This window comes from Rhodococcus sp. USK10 (assembly GCF_019378875.1).
In the GTDB taxonomy this organism is placed as follows: Bacteria; Actinomycetota; Actinomycetes; order Mycobacteriales; family Mycobacteriaceae; genus Rhodococcus_F; species Rhodococcus_F pseudokoreensis.
Window position 1 is genome coordinate 8,161,194 of the sequence record NZ_CP076048.1, and the last position, 14,273, is coordinate 8,175,466.

The following is a 14,273-nucleotide window of genomic DNA, read 5'->3' on the forward strand; positions in this document are numbered from 1 at the left end:
TGGCGACTTATGCGAGTTGTTACCCCGGGATCGCGCAGGGGCGCCCGGGCTGCGGGTAACATCGTCAAAGCTGAAACCGCGCATTCGGCGTGCCAAAAGCAGCAGGAAAGGGGCTTGAATCGCATGAGCGGCCACTCCAAATGGGCCACCACCAAGCACAAGAAGGCTGTGATCGACGCCAAGCGTGGCAAAGCCTTCGCGAAGCTGATCAAGAACATCGAGGTGGCGGCCCGTACCGGCGGTGGCGACCCTGCGGGAAACCCCACCCTGTACGACGCCATCCAGAAGGCCAAGAAGACGTCGGTCCCCAACGACAACATCGAGCGTGCCCGCAAGCGCGGCGCCGGTGAAGAAGCGGGCGGCGCCGACTGGCAGACCATCATGTACGAGGGCTACGGACCCAACGGCGTCGCCGTGCTCATCGAGTGCCTGACCGACAACCGCAACCGCGCGGCCGGCGAGGTGCGGACCGCGATGACCCGCAACGGCGGGAACATGGCCGACCCGGGTTCGGTGTCCTACCTGTTCACCCGCAAGGGCGTCGTCACCCTGGAGAAGGGCGACCAGAACGAGGACGACGTGCTGATGGCGGTCCTCGACGCGGGCGCCGAAGAGGTCACCGATCTGGGCGAGACGTTCGAGATCGTGAGCGAGCCGACGGACCTCGTGGCCGTGCGCAGCGCTCTGCAGGAGGCGGGCATCGACTACGACTCCGCCGAGGCCGACTTCCGCGCATCCGTCGAGGTCCCGGTCGACGCGGACGGGGCCCGCAAGGTGTTCAAGCTCGTCGACGCGCTCGAAGAGTCCGACGACGTGCAGAACGTCTACACCAACGTCGACCTCTCCGACGAGGTGCTCGCCGAACTCGACGACTGATCGCACGGACGCACGGCGCGGGGCGGGGGAGCGGTGCTCGCCCGCCCCGCCTCGTTCTGCGTGTTGATGCGCCGACACGTCCGACCCCACGGCTAAGCTATCGAACAGCTGTTCGGCGTGGGAGAGGTGGCTTTGCGTGCGTGTGCTGGGTGTGGATCCCGGTCTGACCCGGTGCGGATTCGGAGTGGTGGACGGCGGCAACGGTCGCACCGTCACCCCGGTGGCCGTCGACGTGGTCCGGACCCCGGCGGACCTGGAATTGTCGTCCCGGCTGCTGCGGATCTCCGAGGCAGCCGAATCGTGGATCGATCTGCACCGGCCGGCGGTCGTGGCGATCGAGCGGGTGTTCTCCCAGCACAACGTGCGCACCGCGATGGGCACCGCGCAGGCGGGCGGCGTCGTCGCCCTCGCCGCCGCACGCCGCGGCATCCCCGTGTGTTTCCATACCCCCAGTGAGGTCAAAGCGGCCGTCACCGGGAGCGGATCGGCCGACAAAGCTCAGGTGACGGCGATGGTGACACGCATCCTCAAGCTGGCGGCCGCGCCCAAACCGGCCGACGCCGCGGACGCGCTGGCCTTGGCGATCTGCCATTGCTGGCGGGCGCCGATGATCGAACGCATGGCCCGCGCCGAGGCCGCGGCCGCCGAACAGAAACGTCGCTACCAGGCCCGGCTGGCCGAAGTGAAGAAGGCAGGTACACGATGATCGCGTCCGTCCGCGGCGAGGTGCTCGAGATCGCCCTCGACCATGCGGTGATCGAATCCGCGGGGGTGGGGTACCGCGTGAACGCGACCCCGGCCACCCTCGGCGGGCTGCAGCGGGGAACCGAGGCCCGGCTGGTCACGGCGATGATCGTCCGCGAGGACTCGATGACGCTGTACGGGTTCCCCGACTCGGAGTCCAAGGAGTTGTTCGGGCTGCTCCAGACGGTGTCGGGTGTCGGTCCGCGCCTGGCGATGGCGACACTCGCCGTCCTCGAACCCGACGCGTTGCGGGCCGCGCTCGCCGAGGGCAACGTCACCGCCCTCACCCGGGTGCCGGGCATCGGCAAGCGCGGAGCCGAGCGGATGGTCGTCGAATTGCGCGACAAGGTCGACGTGGTCGCGTCCACGTCCGGGGCGGTGCCGCTCGGTGCGGGCGGCCCTGGATCGGTCCGCGACCAGATCGTCGAAGCGCTCGTCGGGCTCGGATTCCCGGCCAAGCAGGCCGAACAGGCCTCCGACTCCGTCCTCGCCGAGGCCCCCGATTCGACCACTTCGTCCGCGCTGCGCTCCGCCCTCTCCCTGCTCGGGAAGACCAGATGAATCCCGAACCCGGCGGTGACTACGACGAGTCCCCGGTCTCGGCCGATCTCGTCGCCGGCGACGGCGACATCGAGGCCAGTCTGCGGCCGAAGAACCTGCACGATTTCATCGGGCAGCCGCGGGTCCGGGAGCAGTTGCAACTCGTCCTGACCGGCGCGAAGATGCGCGGCGGCACCCCCGACCACATCCTGCTCTCCGGCCCGCCCGGGCTGGGAAAGACCAGCATGGCGATGATCATCGCCGCCGAACTGGGTTCCTCATTGAGGCTGACGTCGGGTCCGGCGCTCGAGCGTGCCGGCGATTTGGCCGCCATGTTGAGCAACCTCGTCGAGGGCGACGTGCTGTTCATCGACGAGATCCACCGCATCGCCCGTCCGGCGGAGGAAATGCTCTACCTCGCGATGGAGGACTTCCGGGTCGACGTCGTGGTCGGCAAAGGCCCCGGCGCCACGTCCATTCCCCTGGAGGTCGCGCCGTTCACCCTGGTCGGGGCCACCACCCGCTCGGGGGCGCTCACCGGGCCGCTGCGCGACCGGTTCGGGTTCACCGCCCACATGGACTTCTACGAACCGGCGGAGCTGCAGCAGATCCTCATGCGATCGGCGGGCATCCTCGGGGTGCAACTCGGCGAGGAGGCCGGCGCCGAGATCGCGAGCCGGTCCCGCGGCACACCCCGCATCGCGAACCGCCTGCTCCGCCGCGTCCGCGACTACGCAGAGGTCCGCGCGGACGGCGTCGTCACCCGCGAGATCGCGCACGCCGCCCTCGCCGTGTACGACGTCGACCAACTGGGACTCGATCGCCTCGACCGCTCCGTCCTCAGCGCCCTGGTGCGCAGCTTCGGCGGCGGACCGGTCGGCGTGTCCACGCTGGCCGTCGCGGTGGGGGAAGAGCCTGCCACCGTCGAAGAGGTGTGTGAGCCGTTCCTCGTCCGCGCGGGAATGATCGCCCGCACACCCCGCGGTCGGGTCGCCACCGCGGCCGCGTGGATGCAACTGGGCCTGACCCCGCCGCCGGACGCCGTGACCGGCGGAATCGAGGTCCGGGTCAACGAACCGCAGGCCTCCCTGTTCGATCCCGAAGACCCCTGACCGACGCCGGGAGAAACGCCCGCCCCGTGCCGACCGAACCGGTGTCCGGGCCGGTGATGGCACACTGGTGTATTGCATCGGTCCAACCGGGACCAGTGCTTCGGACCGTGCGACATACCTCGAGGTTGACTTACAGATGGATTTTCTCTTCCCGCTCCTGATTCTGGCGCTGCTCGTCCCGATGTTCCTGGGGATCCGCCGGCAGAAGAAGGAGGCGGCCAAGGTGACTGTTCTGCAGGACTCGCTCTCGGTGGGCGACCGCATCCTCACGACTGCCGGTCTGCACGGCACCGTCGTCGCGCTCGGCGACGACACGATCGACCTCGAGATCGCTCCCGGCGTGGTCACCACGTGGTCGCGTCTGGTCGTCCGCGAGCAGATCGTCGATGCCCCGGCGCCGGGTGACGGTGCCATCGAGCACGAGTCGATCGACCACGAGTCGATCAGCACCGAGGCCCCCGCCACCGACATCGTGCGCGAGGATCGTGAGAACGGCGGCGACACCACGCCGCGGCTGAACAAGGATTGACCTGCGCTTCCGCGGCGCACCCGCGCAATCGTCGCGTCGTAGGCGCCCGGGCGCGGTGACCGGGGCACAGCCCTGCGTCCACCGGCGCCGTGCGCTGTGAGCGTTCCCATCCGAACTGCACGTACTGAGGAGACATAGAGATCGTGGCACCTTCCACAGGATCGGTGCATCCCGTCCGCTACCTCACCGTTTTCGCGGTGCTCGTGGCGGTTCTGTATGCCCTGGTGTTCTTCACCGGCGACAAGTCCGCGACACCCAAGCTGGGCATCGACCTGCAAGGTGGGACCCGAGTCACCCTCACCGCACGCACCCCGGACGGCAGCAAGCCGACGCCGGACAGCCTGCGGCAGGCGCAGGAGATCATCGAGACCCGTGTGAACGGACTCGGCGTGTCCGGCTCCGAGGTCGTCATCGACGGCGACAACCTGGTCATCACCGTCCCCGGCGACGACAGCGCCCAGGCTCGGTCGCTCGGCCAGACGGCGCGGTTGTACGTCCGGCCCGTCCAGACGTCGCAGGCCGCGGCCGCTCCAGGCACGCAGGCACCCGCCGCCGGTGAGACGCCGGCCCAGGCACCCGCCGGAACCGAGACCCCCGCGCCGCAGAACCGGCCGTTCCCGGCGCAGGATCCGTCCACGTCACCCGCGCCCGCCCCCACGGCGGAACCGGCGCCCACCGACGAGTCCGGGACCGAGACCGCCGAGGCCGCCGACGAGATCGCGGCGGCCCGGGCCACGCGCCAGAGCACCGACCCCGCCGTGCAGCAGCAGGCCATGGCGACCCTCGACTGCAGCGTGCCCGACCCGTTGCGGGGCAACGACGACCCGGCCCTGCCGCTGGTCGCGTGCTCCACCGACGGTCAGGCCGTGTACCTGCTCGAACCGGCGATCATCGACGGTCAGGAGATCGCCGACGCGACGTCCGGGTACAACTCCCAGCAGTCGCGGCACGAGGTGAGCCTGACGTTCAAGACCGAGGGCAGCAACACCTGGGCCACGTTCACGTCGCAGAACATCGGCAAGCAGGCCGCGTTCACGCTCGACTCCAAGGTGGTGAGCGCGCCGGTCGTGCAGGGCGCGACACCCGCAGGCAGTTCGACGTCGATCACCGGTTCGTTCACCGCGGACAGTGCGAAGGAACTCGCGAACACCCTGAAATACGGCTCGCTGCCGCTGTCGTTCGCGGCGTCGGAGGCCGAGACGGTGTCCGCGACCCTGGGTCTCGCCTCGCTGCAGGCCGGTCTCATCGCCGGTCTGGTGGGTCTGGTCCTGGTGCTGCTCTACTGCCTGCTCTACTACCGCATGCTCGGAGTGCTCACGGCGCTGTCCCTGGTCCTGTCCGGTGTGATGGTCTACGCGATCATGGTGCTGCTCGGCCGGTACATCAACTTCACCCTCGACCTCGCCGGCATCGCCGGTCTGATCATCGGTATCGGCATGACGGCCGACTCGTTCGTGGTGTTCTTCGAGAGAATCAAGGACGAGATGAGAGAGGGCCGCAGTTTCCGGTCCGCGGTTCCACGCGGTTGGGCCCGTGCGCGCCGCACGATCCTGTCCGGTAACGCGGTCAGCTTCATCGCCGCCGCGGTGCTGTACATCCTCGCGATCGGCCAGGTGCGCGGCTTCGCGTTCACCCTCGGCCTGACCACCATTCTCGACGTCGTCGTCGTGTTCCTGGTGACGTGGCCGCTGGTCCACCTGGCCTCGAAGTCGCCGTTCTGGTCCAAGCCGGGCGTCAACGGGCTGGGTGCCGTGCAGCAGATCGCCAAGGAACGCAAGGCTGCCGCAGCGTCGGCGAAGGAGTCACGAGTATGAGCGAATCGACCACGTCGCACACGTCTGCGTCGCAGACCGACCCCGAGTCTTCGCTGTCCGATTCGGGCGTCAACCAGACGTCGATGCCCCACCACAGCTGGCTGTCCCGGCTGTACACCGGAACCGGTGCCTTCGAGGTGGTCGGCCGCCGCCGCTTCTACTTCATCCTGACCGGCACGATCGTGCTGATCTCGCTGCTGAGTATCCTCGTGCGCGGATTCACCCTCGGTATCGACTTCGAGGGTGGGTCGCGGATCCAGTTCCCCGCGGGCAACGGCGTGGACACCGCGCAGGTGGAGAACGTCTACTCCGAGGCGCTGGGAATGGACCCCGTCTCGGTGCAGACGGTGGGCTCGGGTTCGAGTGCGACCGTGCAGATCCGCTCGGAGGCGCTCGACGCGGCCCAGGTGGTGAAGCTGCAGGACGCGTTGTACGACGAGTTCCAGCCGAAGGACAGTGACGGCACCGTCAACGAGAACGTGATCAGCGTCGCCGACGTCAGCGAGACGTGGGGCGGGCAGATCACCCAGAAGGCGCTGATCGCGCTGCTTGCGTTCCTCGTGATCGTCAGTATCTACATCGCTGTCCGGTTCGAGCGCGACATGGCGGTCGCCGCGATCGTCGCACTCTTCTTCGACATCGCCGTCACCGCCGGTGTGTACTCGCTCGTCGGCTTCGAGGTCACCCCGGCGACCGTCATCGGGCTGCTGACGATTCTCGGTTTCTCGCTCTACGACTCGGTGGTGGTGTTCGACAAGGTCGAGGAGAACACCCGGGGAATTCTGCACCTGACCCGTCGCACGTACGCCGAGCAGGCGAACCTCGCGGTCAACCAGACGTTGATGCGCTCCATCAACACCACCCTGATCAGCGTGCTGCCGGTGCTCGCGCTGATGGTGGTCGCGGTGTGGATGCTCGGTGTCGGAACGCTGAAGGACCTGGCGCTGGTGCAGCTCGTCGGCATCATCGTCGGTGCGTACTCGTCGATCTTCTTCGCGACACCGTTGCTGGTCACCCTGAAGGAGCGGTGGGGTCCGGTGGCAGCGCACACGCGGAAGGTCCTCGCCCGGCGGGCGACCCTCGCCGAAGGCGGTGCGCAGAAGGCCGGCGCGCCGGCGACCGCATCCACCCCGGAGGCGGCCGTGCCGCGTTCCCGAACCGCGTCCGCACCTGCTCCGGGCTCACGTCCCACCGGGAAGCGCAACAAGAAGAGGCACTGACATGCCCGCATCGCACAGCACCCGGCGCGGTGCGCCCACCCGACGCGGCCGGACGGCGGCCGTGTCGGGTGCCGGTCTCCTCGCGGCCGTGCTCCTCGCAGGCACCCTCGTCGGATGCGCCGAGGAGGGCGAGCAGATCCCGTCGATCGGCTACGCCATCGACAACACCGTCACCACCTACAACGCGAACAGCGTCGCGGGTGCCGTGTCGGGGGCGCGTCAGGCGTTCGCGCGGGTCCTGCCCGGCTTCAACTACACCGGGCCCGAAGGCGGACCGGTGGCCGACACGGACATCGGCACCGCCAACGCGATGCCCGGGGACGCCCTCACCATCCAGTACAAGCTGAACCCCAACTCCGTCTACTCCGACGGCGTCCCGATGTCCTGCGACGACCTGGTGCTCACCTGGGCGGCGAACAGCGGCCGCTTCACCCGCCGGAACGACCAGGGTGCGACCGTCCCGATGTTCGACGCGGCGAGTACCGCCGGCTACGCGGACATCGACCGGATCGACTGCCAGACCGGCGCGAAGGATGCCGTCGTCACGTTCAAGGCGGGGCGGAACGTCACCGACTGGAAGTCGCTGTTCGGTGCGACGTCGATAATGCCGGCGCACGTCGTCGCGACTGCGACCGGCGTCCCCGACATCGTGGCCGCCGTGCAGAACTCGGACGCCGCGGCGCTGACGCGCGTCGCAGACTTCTGGAACTCCGGATGGACGATGACACCAGGCGACCTCGACCTCACGCTGTTCCCGGCGTCCGGTCCCTACAAGGTCGAATCGTTCTCCGCGGACGAGGGTCTGGTGCTGGTGGCCAACGACCGCTGGTGGGGGAACCGCCCCGCCACGTCCCGGATCGTGGTGTGGCCCAAGTTTTCCGACATCAGCGCGCGGATCGGTGACGGTGCGGTCGAGGTCGTCGACGTCGCCGCAGGATCGGAGCCGGACCTGGACCTCGGCGGGTTCGACGTGACCGAGGTGGCCTCCCGCAGCGTCGAGCAGTTCGTCCTGTCCACATCGGGGCTGTTCGAGAACGCGGCGGGACGGCGGGCGTTCGCGGCCTGCCTGCCCCGCGACGAGCTGGCGACGAAATTCGGGCTCGCCGCGGAACCGGACGCGGACGGCGCCGGCTCCGGCGGTCCGGTCGACACGCGGGTCACCGCACCCGACAGTCTCGTCCACCAGTCGGTGGCCGGCGCTGTCGGCGGCCGGTACGAGACGGCGGACACGGCGGCGGCCACCGCCGCGCTGGCCGACACCGACAACACCACGGCGACCGTCCGGATCGGATATCTGGGGCCGAATCCGCGGCGCGCCGAGATAGTATCCGCGGTCGCGGCGGCATGCGCCCCGGCCGGGATCACCGTGCAGGACGTCGCCTCGCCCGACTTCACGCCGTCGATGCTGCGCAGCGGGCAGGTGGACGTGGTGCTCGCGGGCACCGCATCCGCTCCCGGTGCGGCAGGCACCGCCGCGGCCACCACCGCGATGTACGCCCTCCGCAGCGGAAACGGTTCCAACTTCGGCGATTACAGCAACAGTCGCGTCGACCAGATCGTCGACCAGCTCGCCGTCGACGACTCGACCGCCACGCAACTGTCGCTGTCGACGGAGGCGGAGAACATCCTGTGGTCCGACGTGCCGACGGTGCCGCTGTTCGACCAGCCGCGGACCGTCGCGTTCGCGTCGGGTCTGCAGGCAGGAGCAGTCAACCCGACTGTGTCGGGCGCCGGCTGGAACATGGACAGGTGGGTGCTGCGCCGGTGACCGATCATTCCGCGGCCCGTGACGCCGTCACCCGGCTCACCCGATGGGCCGACGACTTCCCGCAACCCGGTGTGCGGTTCGCCGATCTGACGCCCGTCTTCTCCGACGCCGACGGGTTCCGCGTCATCGTCGACGCGCTCGCCGCCTGCGCCCCGGAGACGGACGTGATCGCCGCCGTCGACGCGCGGGGGTTCCTCCTCGGCGGCGGCGTCGCCCGGGAGCTGGGATCCGGTGTGGTGGCCGTGCGGAAGTCCGGCAAACTGCCGCCGCCCGTGCTGTCGCAGTCGTACACCCTCGAGTACGGAACGGCCACGCTGGAAATCCCGGCCGGGTCGATCGGCCTGGACGGGCGCTCGGTTCTCGTCGTCGACGACGTCCTCGCCACCGGCGGCACCCTCGACGCGACGGCGCGGCTCGTGGAATCCGCAGGTGCCCGCGTGATCGGCATCGCCGTGGTCCTGGAGATCGCCGCGCTGGGCGGCCGGGAGCGCCTCGGAAAGTACCCGCTCACGTCCCTCGTCACGGTCTGAGTACTAAAGTTGGGCCTGGTGGTCGTCACGGCCACCGGGGCGCATGCCCGAGACCAACCAGGGCCCCAGGGCCCGAGCCATTTCAGTGGTAGGAGGTGACGGCATGACTTCGAATCTTGATCGGTCGCAGAACACGGGAACACCCGCGTCTGCGCAAACCGATGCCGAGTCACCTGCAGCGAACCCGGCTTCCGGTAACAACCGTGGAGCACAGGGATTCGCCGTTCCGGCGTCCGCATCGCGCCGGGTACGAGCGCGACTCGCCAGGCGCATCACGGGTCAGCGGAACACGACCATCCGGCCGGTTCTCGAACCCCTCGTCAGTCTGCATCGCGAGCTCTACCCCAAGGCGGACCTGGCGCTCCTGCAGCGCGCCTACGACGTGGCCGAGGAACGGCACGCCAGCCAGCGCCGCAAGTCGGGCGACCCGTACATCACGCATCCGCTCGCCGTCGCCAGCATCCTCGCCGAACTGGGGATGGACACGACCACCCTGGTCGCGGCCCTGCTCCACGACACCGTCGAAGACACCGGTTACTCCCTCGAGCAGCTGACCGACGAGTTCGGCGAAGAAGTCGCGCACCTCGTCGACGGTGTCACGAAACTCGACAAGGTGGTGCTCGGCAACGCCGCCGAGGGCGAGACCATCCGCAAGATGATCATCGCGATGGCCCGCGATCCGCGCGTGCTGGTGATCAAGGTGGCCGACCGACTCCACAACATGCGGACCATGCGGTTCCTGCCACCCGAGAAGCAGGCCCGCAAGGCCCGCGAAACGCTCGAGGTGATCGCGCCGCTGGCTCACCGGCTCGGCATGGCCACCGTGAAATGGGAACTCGAGGACCTGTCCTTCGCGATCCTGCATCCCAAGAAGTACGACGAGATCGTGCGGCTCGTTGCCGACCGGGCGCCGTCCCGCGACACCTACCTGGCGAAGGTGCGGGCCGAGATCAACGCGACCCTGACGGCGTCGCGGATCAACGCGGTCGTCGAGGGCAGGCCCAAGCACTACTGGTCGATCTACCAGAAGATGATCGTCAAGGGCCGCGACTTCGACGACATCCACGACCTGGTCGGGGTGCGGATCCTGTGCGACGAGGTCCGGGACTGTTACGCGGCCGTCGGTGTCGTCCACTCGCTGTGGCAGCCGATGGCCGGCCGGTTCAAGGACTACATCGCGCAGCCGCGCTACGGCGTCTACCAGTCGCTGCACACCACCGTGGTCGGACCGGAGGGCAAACCCCTCGAGGTGCAGATCCGCACCCACGACATGCACCGGACCGCGGAGTTCGGCATCGCCGCGCACTGGCGGTACAAGGAGACCAAGGGCAGGCACTCCGGTGACGTCGCCGAGGTCGACGACATGGCGTGGATGCGTCAGCTCCTCGACTGGCAGCGTGAGGCCGCCGACCCGGGGGAGTTCCTCGAGTCGCTGCGCTACGACCTCGCGGTCAAGGAGATCTTCGTCTTCACCCCCAAGGGGGACGTGGTCACGCTGCCCGCCGGGTCGACACCCGTCGACTTCGCGTACGCCGTGCACACCGAGGTCGGGCACCGCTGTATCGGCGCCCGGGTCAACGGCAGGCTGGTGGCGCTCGAACGCAAGCTCGAGAACGGCGAGGTGGTGGAGGTCTTCACCTCCAAGGCCGTCAATGCCGGCCCGAGCCGTGATTGGCAGACGTTCGCCGTCTCGCCGCGCGCCAAGACGAAGATCCGGCAGTGGTTCGCGAAGGAACGCCGCGAAGAGGCGCTCGAGGCGGGCAAGGACGCCATCGCGAAGGAGGTGCGGCGGGTCGGCCTGCCGCTGCAGCGCCTGATGAACGCCGAATCGATGGCGTCCATCGCACACGAACTGCACTACACCGACGTGTCGATGCTGTACACGGCGGTCGGCGAGAGTCACGTGTCGGCGCAGCACGTCGTCCAGCGTCTGGTGGCGCATCTGGGCGGGGTCGGCGACGTCGAGGAGGAGCTGGCCGAGCGGTCCACCCCGTCGACCATGCCGATGCGTCCCCGGAGCACCGGCGACGCGGGTGTGCTGGTTCCCGGCGCGGAGGGCACGGTCGCCAAACTCGCCAAGTGCTGCACACCCGTTCCCGGCGACGAGATCATGGGCTTCGTGACCCGGGGCGGCGCGGTCAGCGTGCACCGCACCGACTGCACCAACGCCGGCTCCCTGCAGGAGCAGTCCGAGCGGATCATCGAGGTCAAGTGGGCGCCGTCGCCGTCGTCGGTGTTCCTGGTGGCCATCCAGATCGAGGCGCTCGATCGGCACCGGCTGCTGTCGGACGTGACGAAGGCGCTCGCGGACGAGAAGGTCAACATCCTGTCGGCGTCGGTGACGACGTCCGGCGACCGGGTGGCGATCAGCAAGTTCACGTTCGAGATGGGCGACCCGAAGCATCTCGGGCACGTGCTGAGCGTGGTCCGCAACGTCGAGGGCGTGTACGACGTGTACCGGGTGACGTCCGCCGCCTAGCGGTCGTCCCCGGCGACGAACGGGACGGTCGTTCGCTCAGATCGAACGACCGTCCCGTTCGTCCAGCCGGGGCGTGGTTAGCGGGGTGTGAGGGTCAGCCGACCTTCGCGGTCTCGATCTGCACCGGGGTGTTGGGCTTGCCGCCGCCTGCGGACATGGATCCGTCGTCGCCGTCGGCCGCGATCTTCTCGACGGTCGCGAGGCCCTCCTCGGAGATCGAACCGAAGACGGTGTAGTTGGGCGGGAGCACCGAGTCGGCGTAGACGAGGAAGAACTGGCTGCCGTTGCTGCCGGGCTGCCCGCTGTTGGCCATCGCGACGGTGCCGCGGGGGTAGACCACCGGATTGGCGAGTGCCGGATCGTTCGGCGCGAACGCGGTCTCCGGGTACTCCGTGTCGAATCCGTAGCCCGGGCCGCCGGTGCCCGCCCCGCTCGGGTCGCCGCACTGCAGCACCTGCAGACCCACTTCGGTCGTCAGCCGGTGGCAGGGGGTGTCGTCGAAGTACCCCTGCTGGGCCAGGCTCGTGAAGCTGTTCACCGTGCACGGAGCCTCGGCGCGGTCCAGGACCAGGCCGATCGGTCCGGCGCTGGTCTGGAGGTCCACAGGAACCGTGCCCACCGTGGACACACCGGACGTGGGCGGCGGGGTGACGTCCTTGACGGCGGGCCGCCCCGCCGGGTACGTGCAGTCCACGGTGGCCCCGGCGGAAGCCGGGACCGCGGGGAGCGTGCCGAACTTGGACAGATCGAGCGACTGCTCCGCCGCGCTCGTGGCGGCCGCCTTCGACGAGGTGCTGGTCGACGAGCCGCCGGAGTCGGACGAATCCGAACAGCCGGCGAGGAGGACCGCGAGGCTCACGCCTGCGACGAGAATCGAGGTGCGTTTCATCGGTCCATCCTCACACGTGACGTCAGTCCATCCGGACGGACGTGATGTCGATGGGCAGGTTCGGCTTGCCGCCGCCGGCCTGCATCGATCCGTCGTCACCGGCCGCCGCCACCTTCTCGATGGTCGCGAGACCGGTCTCGTCGACCTTCCCGAACGCGGTGTACTGCGGGGGGAGCTGCGAGTCCGCGTAGACGAGGAAGAACTGGCTGCCGTTGCTGTCGGGCTGACCGCTGTTGGCCATCGCGATCGTGCCGCGCGGGTACGTCACCGGAACCTGCAGCGCCGGATCCGACGCCTCGTACTGGTCGGTGGGGAATTCGTTGGCGAACCCGTAGCCCGGACCGCCGGTGCCCGCGCCGGTGGGATCGCCGCACTGCAGGACCTTCAGTCCCTCGGAGGTGACGAGCCGGTGGCAGGGGGTGTTGTCGAAGTAGTTCTGGCTCGCCAGGCTCAGGAAGTTGTTGACCGTGCACGGGGAGTCGGCGTTGTCCAGGACCAGACCGATGTTTCCCTGCGTCGTCTGCATGCTGACGCTGACTTCCCGGAGCGTGGTGTCGATCTCGTCGGTGCGCGGCGGGTTCACCTGCTTGGCCGGCGGCTGACTGTCGGGGGTGTACGTGCAGGACACCTTCTCGGGCAGCGGTTCGGACCGGCCTGCGGGCATCACACCGGGCGACTGCGGTGACGCCGACACCGACTCCGCCGCCGATGCCTCCGTCGCCTCGTCGTCGCCGCGGGTGAGGGAGAAGACGATGGCGCCGGCGGCCACCACGAGCACGACACCGAGCACCGAACCGGCGATGGTCAGCTGCTTACGTTTGCGTGCTCTGTCGGCGCGACGTTCGAGCTGACGCTCGAGCTTTCGTTTCGCTGCTTCCCGGCGCTGCTCGTTGCTCGGCACTGCGGTGGTCCTCCCGTGTCGGTCTGGCTGGAAGTCGGTCGATAGGGCAGTTGGCCGGTGCGAACTGCCCCCGGCACACGACCTCCAGAGTCTGCCATCCGAACCTGAGAACATCCTGGCGGGGCGGCGGCTTAGGCTGTAGCGACTGCAATGACCACTCGAACAGGAGCGTCGCGCGTGCTCGTCACAGGATTCCCGGCCGGGATGTTTCAGACCAACTGCTATATCCTCGCGCAGGACGATGCCCCGGAGTGCGTCGTCGTCGACCCAGGACAGGATGCCGCCGAACCGCTGTTCGAGTTCCTGGACCAGTCGAATCTGACCCCGACGGCGGTGCTGCTGACCCACGGTCACCTCGACCACGTCTGGAACGCCTACGACGTCTGCGAGAAGTTCGGGATCCCCGCGTACATCCACCCCGCGGACCGGTACATGCTGTCGGACCCCGGCCGCGGCATCGGCCCGACGATGAAACCGTTCATCGAGGGCATGACGTTCGTCGAGCCGGGCGAGGTGATCGAACTCGCCGACGGCGACGTGATCGAGCAGGCCGGGATGTCGTTCGCCGTCGACCACACCCCCGGGCACACGCAGGGGTCCGTGGTGTTCCGCACCCGGGTCGTCACCGAGAACGGTCCGGTCGAGATCGCCCTCACCGGTGACACGCTGTTCCAGGGATCGATCGGCCGCAGCGACCTGCCCGGTGGCAACCACGAACAGTTGCTGCAGTCCATCGCCGACAAGCTTCTGATCCTCGCCGACGACACGGCGGTCCTCCCCGGGCACGGCGGGTCGAGCACGGTCGGCGCCGAACGCGGGTCGAACCCGTTTCTCGTTGGACTCCCGGGATCGAAATAAGGAAAAGTAACGA

Annotated in this window: 13 protein-coding genes; 11 read left to right on the plus strand and 2 right to left on the minus strand. The window is 68.7% G+C overall.

Features of this window, described 5'->3' with window-relative positions; all coding sequences use genetic code 11:
• Nucleotides 1-123 precede the first annotated feature (123 nt).
• The 10 genes from I1A62_RS44415 (at nucleotide 124) to I1A62_RS44460 (ending at nucleotide 11,612) form a co-directional block, all read left to right on the plus strand.
• The gene (locus I1A62_RS44415) at nucleotides 124-876 is read left to right on the plus strand and encodes a YebC/PmpR family DNA-binding transcriptional regulator (protein ID WP_124392982.1); all 753 of its coding nucleotides are present in this window, start codon (nucleotides 124-126) and stop codon (nucleotides 874-876) included.
• 136 nt (nucleotides 877-1,012) lie between these two features.
• The gene (gene ruvC / locus I1A62_RS44420; protein ID WP_124392983.1) at nucleotides 1,013-1,582 is read left to right on the plus strand and encodes a crossover junction endodeoxyribonuclease RuvC; all 570 of its coding nucleotides are present in this window, start codon (nucleotides 1,013-1,015) and stop codon (nucleotides 1,580-1,582) included.
• Nucleotides 1,579-2,181 (plus strand): Holliday junction branch migration protein RuvA, encoded by a 603-nt coding sequence (gene ruvA, locus I1A62_RS44425; protein WP_219458199.1) that lies wholly within the window; start codon nucleotides 1,579-1,581, stop codon nucleotides 2,179-2,181. Before ruvC ends, ruvA begins: the two co-directional genes overlap by 4 nt.
• On the plus strand, nucleotides 2,178-3,272 hold the full coding sequence (ruvB, locus tag I1A62_RS44430) for a Holliday junction branch migration DNA helicase RuvB (protein WP_124392985.1): 1,095 nt from the start codon (nucleotides 2,178-2,180) through the stop codon (nucleotides 3,270-3,272). The genes ruvA and ruvB overlap by 4 nt, the downstream gene beginning before the upstream one ends.
• A 136-nt stretch (nucleotides 3,273-3,408) precedes the next feature.
• Nucleotides 3,409-3,801 (plus strand): preprotein translocase subunit YajC, encoded by a 393-nt coding sequence (yajC, locus tag I1A62_RS44435; RefSeq protein ID WP_218268442.1) that lies wholly within the window; start codon nucleotides 3,409-3,411, stop codon nucleotides 3,799-3,801.
• 143 nt (nucleotides 3,802-3,944) lie between these two features.
• The gene (secD, locus tag I1A62_RS44440; RefSeq protein WP_219458200.1) at nucleotides 3,945-5,615 is read left to right on the plus strand and encodes a protein translocase subunit SecD; all 1,671 of its coding nucleotides are present in this window, start codon (nucleotides 3,945-3,947) and stop codon (nucleotides 5,613-5,615) included.
• Entirely contained in the window at nucleotides 5,612-6,835 is a 1,224-nt protein-coding gene (secF, locus tag I1A62_RS44445) for a protein translocase subunit SecF (RefSeq protein ID WP_219458201.1), read from the plus strand. The genes secD and secF overlap by 4 nt, the downstream gene beginning before the upstream one ends.
• 1 nt (nucleotide 6,836) lies before the next feature.
• Nucleotides 6,837-8,603: an ABC transporter substrate-binding protein gene (locus I1A62_RS44450; RefSeq protein WP_219458202.1), complete on the plus strand. Its 1,767-nt coding sequence runs from the start codon at nucleotides 6,837-6,839 to the stop codon at nucleotides 8,601-8,603.
• Nucleotides 8,600-9,133, plus strand: coding sequence for an adenine phosphoribosyltransferase (locus I1A62_RS44455; RefSeq protein WP_219458203.1), 534 nt, complete (start codon nucleotides 8,600-8,602; stop codon nucleotides 9,131-9,133). The genes I1A62_RS44450 and I1A62_RS44455 overlap by 4 nt, the downstream gene beginning before the upstream one ends.
• 103 nt (nucleotides 9,134-9,236) lie before the next feature.
• On the plus strand, nucleotides 9,237-11,612 hold the full coding sequence (locus tag I1A62_RS44460; protein ID WP_124392991.1) for a bifunctional (p)ppGpp synthetase/guanosine-3',5'-bis(diphosphate) 3'-pyrophosphohydrolase: 2,376 nt from the start codon (nucleotides 9,237-9,239) through the stop codon (nucleotides 11,610-11,612).
• Between the two features lie 94 nt (nucleotides 11,613-11,706).
• Here the strand turns inward: I1A62_RS44460 and I1A62_RS44465 are convergent, their stop codons facing one another.
• Together I1A62_RS44465 and I1A62_RS44470 are read right to left on the minus strand one after the other, a co-directional pair.
• A complete protein-coding gene (locus I1A62_RS44465; protein ID WP_219458204.1) occupies nucleotides 11,707-12,501 on the minus strand; it encodes a peptidylprolyl isomerase in 795 nt (264 codons plus the stop codon).
• 22 nt (nucleotides 12,502-12,523) lie between these two features.
• Nucleotides 12,524-13,402: a peptidylprolyl isomerase gene (locus I1A62_RS44470; RefSeq protein ID WP_219458205.1), complete on the minus strand. Its 879-nt coding sequence runs from the start codon at nucleotides 13,400-13,402 to the stop codon at nucleotides 12,524-12,526.
• Nucleotides 13,403-13,579: 177 nt separating this feature from the next.
• On the opposite strand from I1A62_RS44470, the gene I1A62_RS44475 reads away from it, so the two are divergent.
• Entirely contained in the window at nucleotides 13,580-14,260 is a 681-nt protein-coding gene (locus I1A62_RS44475; protein ID WP_219458206.1) for an MBL fold metallo-hydrolase, read from the plus strand.
• Nucleotides 14,261-14,273: the final 13 nt, after the last annotated feature.